The sequence below is a fragment of the Nocardioides sp. ChNu-153 genome, assembly GCF_030466625.1.
Taxonomy (GTDB): domain Bacteria; phylum Actinomycetota; class Actinomycetes; order Propionibacteriales; family Nocardioidaceae; genus Nocardioides.
Genome location: NZ_JADEVT010000002.1, coordinates 420,461 through 439,959, shown reverse-complemented (window position 1 = coordinate 439,959; position 19,499 = coordinate 420,461). Strand labels below are relative to the sequence as shown.

The 19,499-nt window shown below is 73.8% G+C and carries 20 protein-coding genes; 2 read left to right on the top strand and 18 right to left on the bottom strand.

Annotated features, from left to right (window positions below; translation table 11 throughout):
- Window positions 1-112: 112 nt before the first annotated feature.
- The 6 genes from hisF to hisD form a co-directional block, all read right to left on the bottom strand.
- Entirely contained in the window at window positions 113-877 is a 765-nt protein-coding gene (gene hisF / locus INN71_RS05935; protein WP_301799837.1) for an imidazole glycerol phosphate synthase subunit HisF, read from the bottom strand.
- Entirely contained in the window at window positions 874-1,641 is a 768-nt protein-coding gene (priA, locus tag INN71_RS05930; RefSeq protein ID WP_277499955.1) for a bifunctional 1-(5-phosphoribosyl)-5-((5-phosphoribosylamino)methylideneamino)imidazole-4-carboxamide isomerase/phosphoribosylanthranilate isomerase PriA, read from the bottom strand. Before priA ends, hisF begins: the two co-directional genes overlap by 4 nt.
- Before the next feature lie 102 nt (window positions 1,642-1,743).
- Complete coding sequence (gene hisH / locus INN71_RS05925; RefSeq protein ID WP_277499954.1) at window positions 1,744-2,388, bottom strand: imidazole glycerol phosphate synthase subunit HisH; 645 nt, start codon at window positions 2,386-2,388, stop codon at window positions 1,744-1,746.
- Window positions 2,385-3,017 carry an imidazoleglycerol-phosphate dehydratase HisB gene (hisB, locus tag INN71_RS05920; RefSeq protein WP_277499953.1) on the bottom strand — a complete coding sequence of 211 codons (633 nt, stop codon included), beginning with the start codon at window positions 3,015-3,017 and terminating at the stop codon, window positions 2,385-2,387. The genes hisH and hisB overlap by 4 nt, the downstream gene beginning before the upstream one ends.
- Window positions 3,014-4,180 carry a histidinol-phosphate transaminase gene (locus INN71_RS05915; protein ID WP_277499952.1) on the bottom strand — a complete coding sequence of 389 codons (1,167 nt, stop codon included), beginning with the start codon at window positions 4,178-4,180 and terminating at the stop codon, window positions 3,014-3,016. Before INN71_RS05915 ends, hisB begins: the two co-directional genes overlap by 4 nt.
- Complete coding sequence (gene hisD, locus INN71_RS05910; protein ID WP_277499951.1) at window positions 4,177-5,499, bottom strand: histidinol dehydrogenase; 1,323 nt, start codon at window positions 5,497-5,499, stop codon at window positions 4,177-4,179. Before hisD ends, INN71_RS05915 begins: the two co-directional genes overlap by 4 nt.
- 72 nt (window positions 5,500-5,571) lie before the next feature.
- On the opposite strand from hisD, the gene INN71_RS05905 reads away from it, so the two are divergent.
- Both INN71_RS05905 and INN71_RS05900 read left to right on the top strand, forming a co-directional pair.
- Window positions 5,572-6,279 (top strand): LON peptidase substrate-binding domain-containing protein, encoded by a 708-nt coding sequence (locus INN71_RS05905; protein WP_277499950.1) that lies wholly within the window; start codon window positions 5,572-5,574, stop codon window positions 6,277-6,279.
- A 71-nt stretch (window positions 6,280-6,350) separates the two neighbouring features.
- Complete coding sequence (locus tag INN71_RS05900; protein ID WP_301799850.1) at window positions 6,351-6,815, top strand: aminoacyl-tRNA deacylase; 465 nt, start codon at window positions 6,351-6,353, stop codon at window positions 6,813-6,815.
- Here the strand turns inward: INN71_RS05900 and INN71_RS05895 are convergent.
- From INN71_RS05895 to ftsZ, 12 genes are all read right to left on the bottom strand, one after another.
- Entirely contained in the window at window positions 6,799-8,454 is a 1,656-nt protein-coding gene (locus INN71_RS05895) for a DUF3352 domain-containing protein (protein WP_301799836.1), read from the bottom strand. The two genes, INN71_RS05900 and INN71_RS05895, sit on opposite strands and share 17 nt — an antisense overlap.
- 55 nt (window positions 8,455-8,509) lie before the next feature.
- Window positions 8,510-8,989 (bottom strand): hypothetical protein, encoded by a 480-nt coding sequence (locus tag INN71_RS05890; protein WP_277499947.1) that lies wholly within the window; start codon window positions 8,987-8,989, stop codon window positions 8,510-8,512.
- Window positions 8,990-9,035: 46 nt separating this feature from the next.
- The gene (gene dnaE, locus INN71_RS05885; RefSeq protein WP_277499946.1) at window positions 9,036-12,617 is read right to left on the bottom strand and encodes a DNA polymerase III subunit alpha; all 3,582 of its coding nucleotides are present in this window, start codon (window positions 12,615-12,617) and stop codon (window positions 9,036-9,038) included.
- A 190-nt stretch (window positions 12,618-12,807) separates the two neighbouring features.
- Complete coding sequence (locus tag INN71_RS05880) at window positions 12,808-13,701, bottom strand: RluA family pseudouridine synthase (protein ID WP_277499970.1); 894 nt, start codon at window positions 13,699-13,701, stop codon at window positions 12,808-12,810.
- 35 nt (window positions 13,702-13,736) lie between these two features.
- Window positions 13,737-14,351, bottom strand: a complete 615-nt coding sequence (gene lspA, locus INN71_RS05875) for a signal peptidase II (RefSeq protein WP_277499945.1) — start codon at window positions 14,349-14,351, stop codon at window positions 13,737-13,739.
- Complete coding sequence (locus tag INN71_RS05870; RefSeq protein ID WP_277499944.1) at window positions 14,324-14,764, bottom strand: TraR/DksA family transcriptional regulator; 441 nt, start codon at window positions 14,762-14,764, stop codon at window positions 14,324-14,326. The genes lspA and INN71_RS05870 overlap by 28 nt, the downstream gene beginning before the upstream one ends.
- Window positions 14,765-14,920: 156 nt before the next feature.
- On the bottom strand, window positions 14,921-15,688 hold the full coding sequence (locus INN71_RS05865) for a DivIVA domain-containing protein (RefSeq protein ID WP_277499943.1): 768 nt from the start codon (window positions 15,686-15,688) through the stop codon (window positions 14,921-14,923).
- Between the two features lie 95 nt (window positions 15,689-15,783).
- Entirely contained in the window at window positions 15,784-16,086 is a 303-nt protein-coding gene (locus INN71_RS05860; protein WP_277499942.1) for a YggT family protein, read from the bottom strand.
- A gap of 9 nt (window positions 16,087-16,095) precedes the next feature.
- Window positions 16,096-16,650: a cell division protein SepF gene (locus tag INN71_RS05855; RefSeq protein ID WP_277499940.1), complete on the bottom strand. Its 555-nt coding sequence runs from the start codon at window positions 16,648-16,650 to the stop codon at window positions 16,096-16,098.
- Between the two features lie 57 nt (window positions 16,651-16,707).
- Complete coding sequence (locus INN71_RS05850) at window positions 16,708-17,418, bottom strand: YggS family pyridoxal phosphate-dependent enzyme (protein ID WP_277499939.1); 711 nt, start codon at window positions 17,416-17,418, stop codon at window positions 16,708-16,710.
- Window positions 17,415-18,134 (bottom strand): polyphenol oxidase family protein, encoded by a 720-nt coding sequence (locus INN71_RS05845; protein WP_277499938.1) that lies wholly within the window; start codon window positions 18,132-18,134, stop codon window positions 17,415-17,417. The genes INN71_RS05850 and INN71_RS05845 overlap by 4 nt, the downstream gene beginning before the upstream one ends.
- 18 nt (window positions 18,135-18,152) lie before the next feature.
- On the bottom strand, window positions 18,153-19,424 hold the full coding sequence (gene ftsZ, locus INN71_RS05840) for a cell division protein FtsZ (RefSeq protein WP_277499937.1): 1,272 nt from the start codon (window positions 19,422-19,424) through the stop codon (window positions 18,153-18,155).
- Between the last annotated feature and the right edge of the window lie 75 nt (window positions 19,425-19,499).

Sequence of the window (19,499 nt, the reverse complement as noted above, 5' to 3'; positions counted from 1 at the left end):
AGGTGGACCGCCACCACGGGCGCCGCTTCCCGCTCGCGGTAGGAGCGATAGCCCTCGACTACCGCTCCTACCGCGACAGGCAGGGACCGCGACCGAGCCGGGCGTGACCCGCCTAGCGGACGGGGTGCCCCGCGTCGACGAGCGCGGCCTTGACGTCGCCGATGCGCAGCGTGCCGAAGTGGAACACGGTGGCGGCGAGCACGGCGTCGGCGCCGGCGTCGACGGCGGGCGCGAAGTGCTCGAGCGCCCCGGCGCCGCCGGAGGCGATGACGGGCACGCTGACGACTCCCCGCACGGCCCGGAGCAGCTCGAGGTCGAAGCCGTCCTGGGTGCCGTCGGCGTCCATGGCGTTGAGCAGGATCTCCCCCGCGCCGAGCTCGCTGGCCCGAGCCGCCCACGCGACAGCGTCGAGACCGGCGGAGCGCCGGCCGCCGTGCGTGGTGACCTCGAAGCCGGAGTCGGTGCCGCTCGCCGCACGGCGGGCGTCGACGGAGAGCACGAGCACCTGGTTGCCGAAACGGTCCGCGATCTCCGCGATCAGCTCGGGCCGGCGGATGGCCGCCGTGTTGACCGCGATCTTGTCGGCCCCGGCGCGCAGCAGCCGGTCGACGTCCTCGACGCTCGAGATGCCGCCGCCGACGGTGAGCGGGATGAAGACCTGCTCGGCGGTCGCCGACACGATCTCCAGCGTCGTGGCCCGCCCCTCGTGGGAGGCCGAGATGTCGAGGAACGTCAGCTCGTCGGCGCCCTCGGCGTCGTACGTGCGGGCCAGCTCGACCGGGTCACCGGCGTCGCGCAGCTCCTGGAAGTTGATGCCCTTGACGACCCGGCCGCCGTCGACGTCGAGGCACGGGATGACGCGGACGGCCAGGCTCACGCCTGCTCCCCCGCAGCACCCGCGGCGCCCGCGGCACCCCGCGTCAGCTCGAGCGCGTCCTCGATGGTGAACCGGCCCTCGTAGAGCGCGGTGCCGGCGATCGCACCCTCGACGCCCAGCGGCACGAGCTCGGTCAGCGCGCGGATGTCGTCGAGGGTGGTGACACCGCCCGAGGCCACGACCGGCTTGTCGGTCGCCGCGCAGACGTCGCGCAGCAGCTGCAGGTTGGGCCCGGCGAGCATGCCGTCCTTGTTGACGTCGGTGACGACGTAGCGCGCACAGCCCTCGCCGTCGAGCCGCGCGAGCGTCTCGTACAGGTCCCCGCCCTCCCGCGTCCAGCCGCGCGCGGCCAGCGTGCGGCCGCGCACGTCGAGGCCGACGGCGACGCGGTCGCCGTACGTCGCGATCGCCCGCGCGCACCACTCGGGCTGCTCCAGCGCGGCGGTGCCGATGTTGACCCGGCGGCAGCCGGTGGCCATGGCGGCCTCCAGCGACTCGTCGTCGCGAATCCCGCCGCTCATCTCCACCTTGATGTCCAGCCGACCGACGATCTCGGCCTGCAGCTCGCGGTTGGTGCCGACGCCGAACGCGGCGTCGAGATCGACGAGGTGGATCCACTCCGCGCCGGCCCGCTGCCAGCGCAGCGCGGCCTCGACGGGGTCGCCGAACCGCTTCTCGGAGCCGTCGACCCCCTGCACCAGCTGCACGGCCTGGCCGCCCTTGATGTCGACGGCGGGGAGGAGCTCGAGGTACGACGCGGGCACGACGGCCTGCCTTTCTCGCGGGATGCGCTGGTGCGGGGTGCGGTGCTGCAGTGGAACGGGGTGGTACGGCGGAGCGGCTGCGGCGGGCGGGCCCGCTGCGCCTCAGAGCGTGGCGACCCAGTTGCGCAGCAGCGCCGCGCCGGCGTCGCCCGACTTCTCGGGGTGGAACTGGGTGGCCCAGAGCGGACCGTTCTCGACGGCCGCGACGAAGCGGTCGCCGCCGTGGGTGGCCCAGGTGACGAGGGGCGCCCGGGTGCGGTCGTTGGTCTCGAGCTCCCAGCGGCGCGCGGCGTACGAGTGCACGAAGTAGAACCGCTCGTCCTCGAGCCCGGCGAACAGCCGCGACCCCTCGGGCACCTCGACCGTGTTCCAGCCCATGTGAGGCACCACCGGCGCCTCGAGCCGCTCGATCGTGCCCGGCCACTCGTCGCAGCCGACGGTCTCGACGCCGTGCTCGATGCCGCGGCCGAAGAGGATCTGCATGCCCACGCAGATGCCCATCACGGGGCGTCCGCCGGCGAGGCGGCGCCCGATGATCTCGTCGCCCTTGACGGCGCGCAGGCCCTCCATGCATGCCGCGAAGGCGCCGACGCCCGGCACGAGCAGGCCGTCGGCGTCCAGCGCCGCCTGCTTGTCGGAGGTCAGCTCGACCTCGGCGCCCGCGCGCTCGACGGCGCGCACGGCGGAGCGCAGGTTGCCCGAGCCGTAGTCGAGGACGACGACGTGCGGCCGGTCGCCACCGCTCACAGCGTGCCCTTCGTGGACGGCACGCCGGTCTCGCGCGGGTCGAGCGCGACCGCGTCGCGGAACGCCCGGGCGAACGCCTTGAACTGCGTCTCGACGATGTGGTGCGGCTCGCGCCCGGCGAGCACCCGCACGTGCAGCGCGAGGTGGCCGTGGAAGGCGATGGTCTCGAAGACGTGCTTGGTCAGCGACCCCAGGTAGGACACGCCGGAGCCGCCGAGCTGCACGTACTGCTGGCCCTCGGGCTCGCCGGTGTGCACGCAGTACGGGCGGCCCGAGATGTCGACGACGGCCTGCACGAGCGCCTCGTCGAGCGGCACCGTCGCGTCACCGAAGCGCCGCGTGCCCTTCTTGTCGCCCAGCGCCTGGCGGATCGCCTGGCCCAGCACGATCGCGGTGTCCTCCACCGTGTGGTGGGCGTCGATCCACGTGTCGCCCTCGGCACGCACGGTCAGGTCGACGAGCGCGTGGCGGGCGAACGCGGTGAGCATGTGGTCGTAGAAGCCGACCCCGGTCGAGATCTCGTGCCGGCCGGTGCCGTCCACGTCGAGGTCGACGAGGATGCGCGACTCGCTGGTCGTGCGCTCGAGCCGGGCGGTGCGCGGGGCGCGGTCGGCCTGGGGGGTGCTCACTGGTCCTCCTTGGTGACGATCACGAGGGCGTCGCGGAACGCGGCCATCTCCTCCGGGGTGCCGACCGAGACCCGCAGCCAGCCCTCCGGGCCGGTCTCGCGGATCAGCACCCCGCGGTCCAGCAGACCCTGCCAGACGGCGCGCCGGTCCGCGAACCGGCCGAAGAGCACGAAGTTGGCGTCCGAGTCGGCCACGTCGTGGCCCTGCTCGCGCAGCCACACCACGAGCACGTCGCGCTCGGCACGCAGCGCGTCGACCTGCCCGAGCAGCTCGGGCGCGTGGCGCAGCGCCGCGAGCGCCGTCGCCTGCGTCGTGGACGAGAGGTGGTAGGGCAGGCGCACCACCCGGATCGCGTCCGTGATGGCCGGGTCGGCGGCCAGGTAGCCCAGCCGGAGCCCGGCGCCCGCGAACGCCTTGCTCATCGTGCGCGTCACGACGAGGTTGCGGTGGGTCGGCAGCTGCTCGAGCGCGCTCGGCGTGCCGGCGCGGCGGAACTCGCCGTACGCCTCGTCCACCACGACGATCCCGCCGCGCCCCCCGTTGCCGTGCTCGGCGACCGCGGCGCACAGCGCGTCCACGGCCTCCGGCGGCAGCGCGGTGCCGGTCGGGTTGTTCGGGCTCGGCAGCAGCACGACGCTCGGGCCGTGCTCGGCGACCAGGTCGCGGGCCGCGTCGAGGTCGAGCGAGAAGTCCTCGGCCCGATGGCCGGCCACCCACGTCGTGCCCGTGTCCCGCGCGTACTCCGGGTACATCGAGTACGTCGGGGCGAAGCTCACCGCGGTGCGTCCCGGCCCGCCGAAGGCCTGCAGCAGCTGCAGCATGACCTCGTTCGACCCGTTGGCCGCCCACACCTGCTCGGCCGCGATCGGCGCCTGGCCGGCCGCGACGTCCCGGGAGAGGTAGGCCGCGAGCGCCTCGCGCAGCGCCGTGAACTCCCGGTCGGGGTAGCGGTTCAGGGTGCGGGCCGCCGCGGCGACGCCCGCCGCGATGTCCGCGACGCACGCCTCGGAGGGCCCGTAGGGGTTCTCGTTGACGTTGAGCTGGACGGGGACGTCGAGCTGGGGCGCGCCGTACGGCTCGATCCCCCGCAGCTCCTCGCGCAGCGGCAGCCAGCCCGCTCCCGTGCTCCCCGTGCTGCCCGTGCTCCCGGGGCCCGCGCTCACGAGAAGCGCACCCGGACGGCGGCGCCGTGACCGGGGAGGTCCTCGGCCTCGGCGAGGGTCACGACGTGGTCGGCCACGTCGGCCAGGCCCTCCCGCGTGTACTCCACGACGTGCACCGACTTCGTGAACGCCCGCACCGACAGGCCCGAGGAGTGGCAGGCGCAGCCGCCGGTGGGCAGCACGTGGTTCGACCCGGCGCAGTAGTCGCCCAGGCTGACCGGGGCGTGCGGACCGACGAAGATCGCGCCGGCGTTGCGCACCCGCGCCGCCACGGCGGCCGCGTCGGCGGTGTGGATCTCGAGGTGCTCGGCCGCGTAGGCGTCCACCACCTCGATGCCCTGGTCGACGTCGTCGACGAGCACGATCCCGGACTGCCGCCCGGCGAGGCTGGTGCGCACGCGCTCGACGTGGCGGGTGGCGGCGACCTGCTTCTCCAGCTCGGCGTCCACGTCGTCGGCGAGCGTCTCGCTCGGCGTGACGAGCACCGCGCCGGCGAGCGGGTCGTGCTCGGCCTGGCTCAGCAGGTCGGCGGCGACGTACGCCGGGTCGGCGGTGTCGTCGGCGAGGATCGCGATCTCGGTGGGCCCGGCCTCGGAGTCGATGCCGACCAGCCCCCGCACGAGCCGCTTGGCGGCCGCGACGTAGATGTTGCCGGGGCCCGCGACGAGGTCGACCCGCGCGCAGGGGCCGGCGCCGTGAGCGAACATGGCGATCGCCTGGGCCCCGCCCACCGCGTAGACCTCCTCGACGCCGAGCAGCGCGCAGGCCGCCAGGATCGTCGGGTGCACCGAGCCGCCGAACGCCTTCTGCGGCGGGCTCGCCAGCGCGATGGAGCCGACGCCGGCCACCTGGGCCGGCACGACGTTCATCAGGACGCTCGACACCAGCGGAGCGAGGCCGCCCGGCACGTAGAGCCCCACCCGGCCGACGGGCACCTTGCGGTGCGTGACCCGGGCGCCCGGCGCAAGGTCGGTCACCGCATCGCGCTCCAGCTCGGCCGCGGAGGTGGTGCGCAGGCGGCGGATCGACTCCTCCAGCCCGGCGCGGATCGCGGGGTCGAGCGCCTCGAGGGCCGCCTGCGCGGCTCCCACGGGGACGCGGACGTCGGTCAGCTCGACGCCGTCGAAGCGGGCGCCGAGCTCGAGGACGGCGTCGACACCGCGCTCGCGCACGGCCTCGACGATGGCGTGGACCGCCGGCACGGCCGCCTCGACGTCGAAGTCGGCACGCGGCACGACCGCCCGGTAGTCGAGGGATCCGGGGGTCGCTCCGCGCAGGTCGGTGCGGCGCAGCCGCGGGGCCGGAGCGGTGGTGGTCATGGGCCCGATTCTAGGCCGGGGCCCGGGGCGGCCCGGCATCGCGGCCGCCACGCGGGCGCTAGGGTCGAGGACGTGGCCGACGCGCAGGACGACCAGCCCGGGGACGCCGGCACGACGCGCCTGCCCATGTTCCCGCTGGGCTCGGTGGTGTTCCCCGGCCTCACCGTCCCGCTGCGCGTCTTCGAGGACCGCTACCGCGCGCTGGTGCACCACCTGCTGCGCGAGCCCGACCCCGCGCGCCGCCTCTTCGGCTCCGTCGCGATCCGCGAGGGCTATGAGGTCGGCGACCGCGGCAGCCAGTCGCTGCACCGCGTCGGCTGCCGCCTGCAGCTGACCCAGGTGCAGACCCACGAGGACGGCACGTTCGACGTCGTCGCCGTGTGCCGCGACCGCCTGCGGCTCGACCGTCTCGACACCAGCGGCACCTTCCCCGTCGGCGAGGTGCAGGTGCTCCCCGAGCCCGAGCGCCCGCCGACCGTGGACCCCGCGGTCGTCGAGCGCACCGGCGCGCTCTTCGCCGCCCACCAGGCGGTCGTCTCCGAGCTCGGCGGCAACGTCGTCGCCGGGGTGCTGCCGAACGACGTGGTCTTCCGCTCGTGGGCGATGTCGGCGGTGGCGCCACTGCCCCTGTCGGACCGCCAGCGGCTGCTCGAGACCGACGACCCGGAGGAGCGCTACCTGCTCCTCGCCGACCTGTTCGAGGCCGAGCTGCGCGCCATCAACGTCATCCCGTCGCTCCCGGCGATGCAGCTCAACCGCACCGGCTTCTCCCCCAACTGAGCGCGGCGGCGAGGACGGTGGCGAGGAAGCGCGACGCCCGCGGCGAGCGGCAGGCCGCGGCGACCCCGGCGATCGCCGCCCTGGTCGCGGCCGGCGCCTGGCACGTGGTGCACCCCTACGAGCACGACCCCGCGAGCACGTCGTACGGCGAGGAGGCCGCGGCCGCGCTGGGCCTGTCCCCCGACCGGGTGCTGAAGACCCTCGTGCTCGACGTCGACGGCGAGCTGTGCGTCGGCGTGGTGCCGGTCGCCGGGATGCTCGACCTCAAGGCGGCGGCCGCCGCGCTCGGCGGCCGCCGCGCCCGGATGGCCGACGTGGCCGATGCGCAGCGGGCCACCGGCTACGTCGTCGGCGGCATCTCGCCGCTCGGCCAGCGCCGCGCCCTGCGCACCGTCGTCGACGACACGGCCCTCACCCACGCGAGCGTCTTCTGCTCCGCGGGTCGCCGCGGCGTCGACGTCGAGCTCCGCCCCGCCGACCTGGTGGCCCTGGCCGGCGGCGGCGCGGTCGTGGCGCCCGTCAGTCGTCCGTCGTGATCCGCAGGACGGTGCGCGCCACGTCGTCGTCGACCCGCACCGAGAGCCCGACGGCCGACAGCGGCGCCACGTTGTCGGCGAGCTCGTCGTCGCCCAGGTCGCGCGCGAGGTCCTCGAGCCAGCCGTCGCCGGCCCGCAGGTCCAGGAACAGCAGGGCGTGCACGTCGTCGGTCTCGGGCACGACGTCCTCGAACACGTCGGTGCCGCCCAGGCCGCCCTCCTCCGCGACGTCGGCGACCACGTCGTCGTCGAAGCCGAGCGCCACGCTCCCCCCGTCGCCGCCCTCCACCGCGACGTCGACCTCGTCGGGTGCACCGGACGCCTCGAGGAGGTCGTCCAGCACGTCCCGCACCTCGTCGGCATCGGTGCCCAGCACCTTCGCCGCGAGCGGCAGGTCCTGCGGTCCCTCGGAGCCCTCCAGCGTGTCGAGGTCGGCCCGTTCCCCGTCGACCGCGAGCGCGACGCCCTCGCCGAGCAGCGTCCGCAGGTCGTCCGGCAGCCGCAGCCCGGTCTCGTCCTCCACCGCGGCGACGCCCGCCTCGACGTCCTCGGAGGCCAGGCCACCGTCGACCAGGTTCGCGAGCAGCGCCTCGTACCAGTAGGGCACCAGGCCCACCGCGAGCGCCGCCCCCGTGGTGTCCGGCAGCGAGGCCGCGAGGTCGCCCGCGGTCCCGGCGGTCAGCGCCGGGCGCTCCCCGTCCTCCGCGCCGAGCCGCGCCTGCGTGGCGCCCACGACCTCGAGGCCCCCGTCGGCGAAGCGCGCGGCGAGGGCGGCGCCCTCGAAGTCCTCGGCGGCGGTGCGGACGGCCTCGCGGTCGGCCTCGCCGATCGCCAGCCCCAGCTCGTCGCCGATCGCGTCGTCGAGGTCGCCGTCGAGGGCCTCGACGAGCTGGTCGGCCGCACCGGACCCCACGAAGACGTTGAGGATGCCCGCGCCGCCCGCCGCGTCGGTCCACCGCCCGTACGCCGCGTCGTCCGCGAGGGAGGCCTCGGCCGCCCCGTCGAGCACCCGCTCGGCGGCGTCGGAGGTGTCGCTCACCACGAGCCACGAGCCCTCGGCGGCCCAGCCGACCTCGTCCTCGCCGCCGCAGTCCGCGATCCGCTCCATGCCGTCGGACGCCGCCGCGGCGTCGGAGACCTCGGCCACGAACACGACGTCGCCGCCGAGCTCCGGCACGTTGGGCGAGGTGTCGTCGGGCACGACCGCCGCCGCGAAGCGCCCGCCGAGCCACGGGTCGATGTCGTCGTCGAAGTCGAGGTCCGCGCAAGGAGTCGCGTCGACGATCTGGTCGAAGAGCGTGCGGCGGACGTCGTCGCGGTCGAGCCCGACCTCGTCGGAGAACTCACCGAAGCCGGGGAAGCGCTCGAGCACCTCGAGCGCTTCGAGCTTCTGCCGACCGCTCGGGTCGAGGTCGACGCTCAGGTAGGCCAGCGTGTCGGCCGGCAGCGCCTGCGACGGCTGGTCGCCGGTCGCGTAGTAGGCCTGGTAGGCCGCCGCTCCCCCGCCGATCGCGACCACCCCCAGCACGCCCGCCGCGCCGAGCACCACCGCGGTGCGCGCCCGGCGCCGGCGCGGTCCCCGGTGCGGCGGCTCGTACGGCGGCGGGTACGCCTGCTGGTCCCCCGATGGCTGCGTCACGTCCGCGTCCCCTCGTCTCGTGGTGCGGCGGCACCCTCGCCGCCCGGCCAGGAGACTAGTCGCCCCGGCGGGGCCAGAGCAGCAGCACGAGTGCGACGGCGCTGAGCGCGGCCGCGGGCATCGCGGCGTACGCGCCGATCCCCTCCACCTGCAGGTCGATGGCCACACGGGACCCGTCGGCGCTGCGGGCCGCCACCTCGACCGGGTCCTCCGGGCCGAGCAGGTGGCCGATCCACCCCGTCAGCACCCCCGCCGCGGCCGCAGCGAGGCCCGTCGCCCCGAGCGCGACCCACGGTCGGGCGAGGTGGCGCACGGCCACCACGGCGCCGGTCAGGAAGCCGGCGGCGGAGGCGACGACCAGGTACGACGCCGTGCCCGTGATCGAGCCCTCGATGCTGCGGGGGTCCCAGAAGAAGTCGCCGTTCGCGGCGAACCCGGTGGACGGGCGCCACCACCAGCTCCACAGGAGCGCGGCGACCACCGCCACCTCCGCGAACAGCCGCACCACCCGCAGGACGTCACGGACGGTCGTCATCGGGTCAGCCGCGGCACCGGGCGAGGGGGGCGTCGGCAGCACCCGCTCAGCCACGCGACTCCGCCCCGCCGAGGCACCCGGGCCCGAGCAGCTGCTTGAGGTCGGCGAACAGGGCCGGGCTGGGCGTGACGCGCAGCCGGTCGTCGATGCGCAGCAGCGTGGTCGACTGCCGCGTCAGCAGCCGCAGGTGCACCTCGGACATCCCGGGGTGGGTGGCCAGCACGTCGCGCAGCTGCGTCACCACCGTGGGGGTGCACCGGGTCGACGGCAGGGTCAGCACCACCGGCCCGCCGGGTCCCTCCGCGAGGTCGGGGAGCGTGACCTCCTGCCCGCGGATCTCCGGCTGCTCCTTGTCCTTCGACAGCGCGCCCGAGACCCGGATGATCGAGTCCGGCACGAGGTGCTGGGCAACCAGCTGGTAGCTGCTGGGGAAGAACAGCACCTCGATGCCGCCCTCGAGGTCCTCGAGCGTGATCGTCGCCCAGGCGTCGCCCTTCTTCGTGATCTTGCGCTGCACCGAGGTGACCAGGCCGCTCACGGTGACGCGGGAGCCGTGCGGGCGCTCCTCGTCGAGCAGCAGCTGACCGACGGTCGCGTCGGTGCCCTGGGAGAGCACGTGCTCGAGGCCGAGCAGCGGGTGGTCGGAGACGTAGAGGCCGAGCATCTCGCGCTCGTGGCCCAGCAGCGTCATCTTGTCCCACTCGTCGATGTCGGGCAGCGCGACGCTGACGCCGAACGAGCCGCCGCCGTCGTCCACGTCGTCGAGGCCGCCGAACAGCGAGTCCTGCCCGATGGCCTCGTTCTTCTTGATGTCGACGTACTGGTCGACCGCCATCTCGTGCACCGCGACCAGCGCGCGCCGCTTGTGCTTCATGTCGTCGAAGGCGCCCGCCTTGACCAGCGACTCGATGACCCGCTTGTTGCAGGCGCCGATCGGGACCTTCGCCATGAAGTCGTTGAAGTCCGTGAACCGGCCCTTCTCCTCGCGCGCGCCCACGACCTGCTCGACCACGTTCGCGCCCACGTTGCGGATCGCGGTGAGGCCGAAGCGGATGTCGGTGCCGACCGGGGTGAAGTTGTGCGCGGACTCGTTGACGTCGGGCGGGAGCACCTGGATGCGCATGCGGCGGCACTCGTTGAGGTAGATGGCCGACTTGTCCTTGTCGTCCTTCACCGAGGTCAGCAAGGCCGCCATGTACTCGGCCGGGTAGTTCGCCTTGAGGTACGCCGTCCAGTACGACACCACGCCGTACGCCGCGGAGTGGGCCTTGTTGAACGCGTAGTCGGAGAAGGGCAGCAGGATCTCCCACAGGGCCGTGATGGACTGCTGGGAGTACCCGCGCTCGAGCATGCCGGCCTGGAACCCGGCGTACTGCTTGTCGAGCTCCTCCTTCTTCTTCTTGCCCATGGCGCGGCGCAGGTTGTCAGCCTGTCCGAGGCTGAAGCCCGCCAGGACCTGGGCGATCTCCATGACCTGCTCCTGGTAGACGATCAGGCCGTAGGTCTCGCCGAGCACCGTCTCGAGGGGCTTCTCGAGCTCGGGGTGGATCGGGTCGATGGGCTCGCGGCCGTTCTTGCGCCGCGCGTACTTGTTGTGGGAGTCCGCGCCCATCGGGCCCGGACGGTAGAGCGCGCCGACGGCGGAGATGTCGGCGAACTTGTCCGGCTTCATGCTGCGCAGCAGCGCCCGCATGGGCCCGCCGTCGAGCTGGAACACGCCCAGGGTGTCGCCGCGCGAGAGCAGGTCGTACGTCGCGGGGTCGTCGAACGGCAGGTCCTCGAGCACGACCGTCTCGCCGCGGTTCATCTCGATGTTCTTCAGCGCGTCGTCGAGCACCGTGAGGTTGCGCAGGCCGAGGAAGTCCATCTTGACCAGCCCGAGCGACTCGCACATCGGGTAGTCGAACTGCGTGATGATCGCGCCGTCCTGCTCGCGCTTCATGATCGGCACGATGTCGACGAGCGGCTCGCTCGACATGATGACGCCGGCGGCGTGCACGCCCCACTGGCGGATCTGGCCCTCGAGGCCGACCGCCGTCTCGTAGATGGTGCGCACGTCGTGGTCGCTGGCGTGCAGGGCGCGGAACTCGCCGCCGTCGTTGTAGCGCTTGTGGCCCTCGTTGAAGAGCTCCTTGAGCGGCACACCCTTGCCCATGATGTCGGGCGGCAGCGCCTTGGTGATGCGGTCGGAGACGGCGAAGCCGTAGTCGAGCACGCGCGCGGCGTCCTTGATCGCCTGCTTGGCCTTGATGCGGCCGAAGGTGGCGATGTAGGCGACGCGGTCGCTGCCGTACTTCTCCGAGACGTACTGGATGACCTCGGTGCGCCGACGCTCGTCGAAGTCGATGTCGAAGTCGGGCATCGAGGGGCGCTCGGGGTTGAGGAACCGCTCGAAGATGAGGCCGTGCTCCAGCGGGCACAGGTCGGTGATCCGCAGCGCGTACGCCGCGATCGAGCCCGCGCCGGAACCACGGCCGGGGCCGACCCGGATGCCGTTCGCCTTGGCCCACTGGATGAAGTCGGCCACCACCAGGAAGTAGCCGCAGTAGCCCTTGGCCGCCACGACCGACAGCTCCATCTCGACGCGGTCGCGCACCTCGGCGGTCAGCGCCTCACCGGGGTAGCGGCTCTCGATGCCGCGCCAGACCTCCTTGCGGAACCAGGAGTCCTCGCTCTCCCCCGCCGGCACGTCGGCGCGCGCCATGTAGCCGCCGGTGGACTCGGTGAAGTCCACCGAGCAGCGCTCGGCGATCGCGAGGGTGTTGTCGCACGCCTCGGGCATGCCGAAGCGGTCGGCCCACAGCTCACGCATCTCCGCCGCGGACTTGATGTAGTAGCCCCCGCCGTCGAACTTCAGGCGGTTCGGGTCGGCCAGGCGCTTGCCGGAGGCGACGCACACCAGGGCGTCGTGGGCCTCGGCGTCGCCCGGGTTGTTGTAGTGCGAGTCGTTGGTGGCGACCGGCGGGATGCCCAGCTCCTTGCCCAGGCGCAGCAGGTCGTCGCGCACGCGCTTCTCGATGCTGATGTCGTGGTCCATCAGCTCGAGGAAGAAGTTCTCCTTGCCGAAGATCTCCTGGAACTCGGCCGCCGAGCGGCGCGCCTCGTCGTACTGCCCCAGCCGGAGGCGGGTCTGCACCTCGCCCGACGGGCAGCCGGTCGTGGCGATGAGGCCCTTGCCGTAGGTCTGCAGCAGCTCGCGGTCGGCGCGCGGCTTGTAGTAGTACCCCTCCAGGCTCGAGCGCGAGGAGAGCCGGAACAGGTTGTGCATGCCCTCGGTGCTCGAGGCCCACATCGTCATGTGGGTGTAGGCGCCGCCGCCCGCGACGTCGTCGCCGCCCTCCTCGGCCGTGCCGCCCTTGCCCCAGCGCACCCGGCGCCGCTCGCTGCGGTGGGTCTGGGGCGTCAGGTACGCCTCGATGCCGATGATCGGGTTGACCCCGTGCTTGCGGGCCTTCGACCAGAAGTCGTAGGCGCCGTGCAGGTTCCCGTGGTCGGTCATCGCGATGGCCGGCATGCCCAGCTCCACCACCCGCGAGAACAGCCCGTCGAGCAGCGACGCCCCGTCGAGCATCGAGTACTCCGTGTGGACGTGGAGGTGGACGAACGAGTCGGAAGATCCGGCGGCCATGGAGTTCAGCGCGCTCCTCGAGGACGGTGCAGCAGGACAGACGGGTGGTGCGGGCGGTGCGCGGGGAAGGAGGTCAGCCTACGCGACGCCGGCGCCCCTCATCGTGCCGTCGGGCACCGACACCCGTCGCGTCGCGGACGCCGCGGCGGGTCGGGTGGCGGGCCGGGTGGAGGGTCGGGTCGAGGCCGGGTCAGTCGCTGTCGCGCACGACCTCGAGCGCGTGCGCGAGGTCGTCGGGGTAGCCCGAGTCGTACGTCACGTACTCCCCCGAGCCCGGGTGCACGAAGCCGAGCCGCACGGCGTGCAGCCACTGGCGCTCCAGCCCGACGCGGCGCGCCAGCGTCGGGTCTGCGCCGTACGTCAGGTCACCGACGCACGGGTGCTTGAGGGCCGACATGTGGACGCGGATCTGGTGGGTGCGGCCGGTCTCGAGGTGGACCTGCAGGAGGCTCGCGAAGCGGTGGGCCTCGAGCGTCTCGTAGTGGGTCACGCTCGCGCGCCCGTCGGCCATGACGGCGAACTTCCAGTCCGAGCGCGGGTGGCGGCCGATGGGGGCGTCGACCGTGCCCGTGTGCGGGTCGGGGTGCCCCTGCACGAGCGCGTGGTAGGTCTTGTCGACCTCGCGGTTGCGGAAGGCGTTCTTCAACCGCGAGTACGCCGTCTCCGACTTGCAGACCACCATGACGCCCGAGGTGCCGACGTCGAGACGCTGCACGATGCCCTGGCGCTCGGAGGCCCCGCTCGTGGCGATGCGGAAGCCCGCGCCCACGAGGTGACCGACCACGGTCGGGCCCCGCCACCCCGGCGAGGGGTGGACGGCGACACCGACCGGCTTGTCGATCACCACGATGTCGTCGTCGTCGTGGATGATCCCGATGCCCTCGACGATCTCCGGCACGATCTCGAGCGGGTCGACCACCGACGGGATGGTCACCTCCAGCAACGCACCCGCCACGACGCGGTCGGACTTGGCGACCGGGCCGCCGTCCAGCGCGACGTTGCCCTCGGCGATCAGCTCGGCCGCCCGCGACCGGCTCACGCCGAACATGCGGGCCATGGCGGCGTCGACGCGCTCGCCGGCCATCCCCTCGGGGACGAGCACCACGCGGAGGTCGGCGTTCACCGCGGGTCCTCCCCGGCCGGCTGGTCGGCCTCGGGGGTGCTGTCCGCCCGGTCGTCATCGACGCGCCCGCCGTCGACCCTCACGCCGCGGAAGGCCTGCACCACGATGAGGGCCGCGGCCACGTTGATGCACATGTCGGCCACGTTGAAGACGGGCCAGCTCGGCAGCGCGATCATGTCGACGACGTGCCCGTGGAACGGCCCGGGGTCGCGCAGCAGGCGGTCGGTGAGGTTGCCGGTCACCCCCGCCAGGAGGAGACCGAGGGCGACGGCCCACAGGGCGCTGCCGAGGCGGCGGCTCGCGACGAGCACCGCGATCGTCGCGACGATGGCCACGACGGTGAGCACCGGGGTCGCCCCGGTGCCGAGGCTGAAGGCGGCGCCGGGGTTGAACACCAGGCGCAGCACGAGCAGGTCGTCGACCAGCGCGACGGGGCCGTCGGCGAGGTGGCGGAGCGCGAGCTCCTTCGTCGTCAGGTCGACGGCGTACGCCGCGAGGGCCACCAGCAGGAACGCCGTCCAGGTGCGACGCCGACGAGACGCCGGGGAGGACGGGGGACGGTCCGGGTCGCCCGAGCCGTGGCTCAGCGACGCTCCTCGCGCTGCTTGCATGACACGCACAGTGTGGCACGCGGGAAAGCCATCACCCGCATCTTGCCGATCGGTCCGCCGCACGAGGCGCACACCCCGAGGCGGCCCTCCCCGATGCGTGCGAGGGCCCGCTCGACCTGCTCCAGCGCGGTGCGCTCCGTGCTCACGAGGCTGAGCTCGTGGTCGCGCTCGAAGGTCGAGGCGCCGAGGTCGGCCGCGTCGGGGCCGGCGCCGTCGCCCGCGTCGGCGAACAGCCCGGCGAGCTCGGCCTCCTGCGCCTCGATGCGGGCGCGCAGGGTCGCCGCGTGCTCCTGCAGCTCGGCGACCACCTCGTCGACCTCCGCCCGCGTCCAGGGCTCGTCGCCCTCGGCGACCGGGAGGGCGGCGGGGTCGATCTCCCGCAGGCCGGTGTCGGTCGTCGTCTCCTCGTTCACCACGTGCTCCTCCGAGTCGGTGTCCGAGGCGACGTGCCGTCGGCGTGCGAGGACCCTAGCCGCCTGCCCCGCACCGCTCAACCGTCCCGGGACGCCGAACGGCCGGCCACCCCGGGAGGGGTGGCCGGCCGCGCGTGCCGTCGAGGTGGTGAGCGCTCAGGCCTCGTCGTCGCCGAGGATCGAGCGCAGCCGCTTCGGGGCGGCCGAGCTGTCGCTCACGGGCGCGGCGTCGCCGCCGCCCCCGAGGGCCTCGAGCTGCTGCGAGAAGTAGGTCTTCAGGCGCGAGCGGTACTCCCGCTCGAAGGAGCGCAGGCGCTCCACCTCGCCGTTGAGCTTGTCGCGCTCGCGCTCCAGGTCGCCGAACATCTGCTGGCGACGCTCGGCGGTCTCGGTGTCGAGCATCTGCGAGCGGGTGCGGGCGTCGGCCTCCATGCGGTCGGCCTTCGTCTTGGCCTCGCCCTCGAGGCGCTCGGCCTTGGTGCGGGCCTCACCGATGATGCGGTCGGCCTCGTCCTTGGCCTCGTCGACCAGCTCGTCGGCGTTGCGCGTCGCGATCTCGAGGAGGCGGGCCGCGGCGTTGGAGGCCTGCGGGACCGTCTCGACGCGGATCGTCTCGACGCCGGCGGAGGGGGCGGCAGCCGCCACCACGGGCGCGGGCGCCGGGGCGGGGGCCGGCGTGGGGGCCGGGACCGGCGCGGGGGCCGGCGTCGGCTCGGGCGCCTTCTCGAACACCGGCGCGGGAGCGGGAGCACCCGACTGCGCGGCGCTGAGCTTGGCGCGCAGGTCCTCGTTCTCCTTGGTGAGACGGGCCAGCTCGGCCTCGACCTCGTCGAGGAACTGGTCGACCTCACCCATGTCGTAGCCCTCGCGGAGCCGGACAGGAGTGAAGCGCTTGTTGCTCACGTCCTCAGGCGTCAGTGGCATGACCACACCCATTCATCTCGTCGGCTTGCAATACACGTCTCGGCGCAACACTAGCGCCTCAACTCCCCCACGGGTCACTCGACCGCCGGGGAGGGTCAGGCGCTCAGCAGCGTCGCACGGTTCACCTGGAGCAGCAGCATGCTGGCGACCAGGACGATCAGGAAGCTGAGGTCGAGCGCCACCCCGCCCAGGCGCAGCGGCGGGATGACCTTGCGCAGCGCCTTGATCGGGGGGTCCGTCACGGAGTAGACGACCTCGAGGACCACGAGCACGACGCCCTTGGGCTCCCACGACCGGGCGAAGACCTGCACCCAGTCGACCACGAAGCGGATCCACAGCATGCTGATGAAGACGAACAGGACGAGCTCGACGACCTGCCCGATGACGTTCGCGGTCAACGCCCCGCGTCAGCTCTGGTTGAAGAAGCCGCCGCTGACGATGCGCGCCTTGTCCTCGGCGGCGACCGTCACGTTCGGGGGCGAGAGCAGGAAGACCTTGTTCGTCACGCGCTCGATGGTGCCACGCGTGGCGAAGACCAGGCCGGCGGCGAAGTCCACGAGCCGCTTCGCGTCGCTGTCGTCCATCTCCGAGAGGTTCATGATCACCGGGATGCCGTCGCGGAAGTTCTCCCCCACGGTGCGGGCCTCGTTGTAGGTGCGCGGGTGCAGCGTGATGATCCGCGACAGCTCGGCGACCTGGCTGACGGGCGCGGCCGCCACCTGGGCGCGACGGCGCTCGGCGAGGTCGGCGACGGGGGCCGGGGCGGCCTCCACCGGACGCCGACGCACGGGGCGCTCCTCGCGCTCGTCGGAGTGGTCACGGTGGTCCCGCTGGTCCCGGTGGTCGCGCTCGTCCCGGACGTCCCGCTCGCCGGTGTGGCCCTCGGCCTCGTCGTACTCGTCGTACCCCGGGTCCTCGAGCAGACCGAGGTACTCGCCGATCTTGCGCATCGCGCCGCTCATGCTGACTTCCTCAGGAGTTGTGGCACACCACGGGGGCGCGCTCGGTTGGATCGGACACTACTGGACACGGGGCCTCGCTCCGAGGACCGCGCTACCGACACGCACGTGTGTCGCCCCCGCCGCGACGGCCTCCTCGAGGTCGCCGCTCATGCCGGCCGAGAGCACCGTCGCGCCGGGGTGCTCGGCCCGGACGCGGGCCGCCTGGTCGGCGAGCCGGGCGAACGCCGCCGCCGGGTCCTCGCCCAGCGGCGCCACCGCCATGAGACCCGCCAGGCGCAGCCCGTCGGTGCCGGCGACGGCGTCGCACAGCTCCGCCACCTGCTCCGGCGGGCAGCCCGCGCGGTGCTCGGCGCCGGGCGGGTCGAGGCTCACCTGCACGAGGCAGTCGAGGGGACCGGCGACGTCCCGCTCGGCCCGCCCGCGCGCGAGCGGGGCGAGCAGCTTGGGACGGTCGAGGGACTCGACGACGTCGGCGTACGCCGCCACCGCCGCCGCCTTGTTGCTCTGCAGGCCGCCGATGAAGTGCCAGCGCAGCCCCAGGTCCGCGGTCTCGGCCGCCTTCGCCGCCGCCTCCTGGTGGCGGTTCTCGCCGACGGCGCCCACCCCGAGCCCGGCGAGCAGCCGCACGTCGGAGGCGGGGAAGAACTTGGTGACGACGACGAGCTCCACCTCGTCGTCGCGGCCGGCCGCGCGGGTGGCCGCGACGACCCGCGCGCGCACCGCCGCCAGAGCGGCGGCGAGCTCGGCCTCCCGGCCCTCCGCACTCACGCGACCACCTGCACGAGGCCGGCGAGGCGGCCCGCCGCCGCACCGTCGCGCCGGTGGGACCACAGCTCGGCGTCCTCCATCGTGCACGCGCCGAGCTCGGTGACCTCGTCGACGCCCGCGGCGGTGAGCTGCGCCCGTACCGCTGCCCCGAGGTCGAGCGCCGGCGTGCCCCACGACGTCGTCGCCGCCGCGGCCGGGACCGCCCGGGCGACCTCGTCGCGCAGCGCGGCGGGGACCTCGTAGCACCGCCCGCACACGTGCGGACCCACCCAGGCCCGGACCTCGTCCGCCCCGGCGGCCCGCAGGGCGGCCACCGTCGCGGTCACGACCCCGGCGCGCACGCCCTCGCGCCCGGCGTGCGCCGCGGCGACGGCACCGCCGGCCGGATCGGCCAGCAGCACCGGGACGCAGTCGGCGACCCGCACGAGCAGGGCGACGCCCGGCTCCGTGGTCACGATGCCGTCGGCCTCGGGAGGCTCGCCGGCCGCGTCGAGCGCCCCGGCAGCGACCGCCACGGTCGCGCCGTGGACCTGCCGCATGCCCCGGACGGAGCGGGCGCCGAGCTCGGTGCGCACCGCCTCGAGGTCGGCCCGCACGTCGCTCACCGCCGCCGCGGGCGGGGTGCCCGGCAGCGCGAGGTTGAGCGGGCGCGCGTCGTGGCGGGCCGAGGTGAAGGCCACCTCGACCCGCCCGACGCGCTCACGGAAGACGAACACCGGCTGCGGACGCTCCGCTCACTTCAGGAAGTCGGGCACGTCCAGGTCGTCGTCGAAGTCGACCTGGGGCGCCGGCTGGGCCGGGCGGGGGGCACCGACCGGCACCGACGGACGCTCGTTCGGCTGGGGCGGGAGCGGACGCTGGTCGCGCTGGGGCTCCTGGGCGTACGCCGGCTGCCGCGGCTGGGCGGGCTGCTGGGCGGGCTGCTGGTGCGGCTGCTGGGCGGGCTGCTGGTGCGGCGCCCGCTGGACGGGGGCCGCCTGCTGCGCCGCGGCCTGCTGCGCCGGAGCGGCCTGGTCGCGGCCACGGCCGAGCGCCGCGCCCTCCTCGCGCTTCTTCGGCACGCCGCCGTCGAACCCGGCGGCGATGACGGTCACGCGGACCTCGTCGCCGAGCGCGTCGTCGATGGTCGCACCGAAGATGATGTTGGCCTCGGGGTGGACCGCGTCGGCCACGAGCGCCGCGGCCTCGTTGATCTCGAACAGACCGAGGTCGGAGCCGCCGGAGATCGAGAGCAGCACACCGTGGGCGCCGTCGATGGAGGCCTCGAGCAGCGGGGACGAGACGGCCATCTCGGCGGCGGCGACCGAGCGGTCGTCGCCCCGGGCGGAACCGATGCCCATGAGCGCGGAGCCGGCGTTGGCCATCACGGACTTCACGTCCGCGAAGTCGAGGTTGATGAGGCCCGGGGTGGTGATGAGGTCCGTGATGCCCGAGACGCCCTGGAGCAGCACCTGGTCGGCCTGCTTGAACGCGTCGAGCACCGACACGTTGCGGTCGCTGATCGACAGCAGCCGGTCGTTGGGGATCACGATGAGGGTGTCGACCTCCTCGCGGAGCGCCGCGATGCCCTCCTCCGCCGAGCCCGCGCGACGGCGGCCCTCGAACATGAAGGGACGGGTGACGACACCGATGGTCAGCGCACCGAGCGAGCGGGCGATGCGGGCCACGACGGGCGCGCCGCCCGTGCCCGTGCCGCCGCCCTCGCCGGCGGTCACGAACACCATGTCGGCGCCCTTGATGACCTCCTCGATCTCGTCCGAGTGGTCCTCCGCGGCCCGGGCCCCCACGTCGGGGTTCGCGCCGGCACCCAGGCCACGCGTCAGCTCGCGGCCGATGTCGAGCTTCACGTCCGCGTCGCTCATGAGGAGCGCCTGCGCGTCGGTGTTGATGGCGATGAACTCGACGCCCTTGAGCCCGACCTCGATCATCCGGTTGACGGCGTTGACGCCGCCGCCGCCGATGCCGACGACCTTGATCACGGCCAGGTAGTTCTGCGCTGCTGCCACGGCGGCCTCGCCTCTCACGTTCGGTTGGTGGACGGTTCCTGCTCGAGGTCTCAACTGTCACCCTCAGGTAGAGGG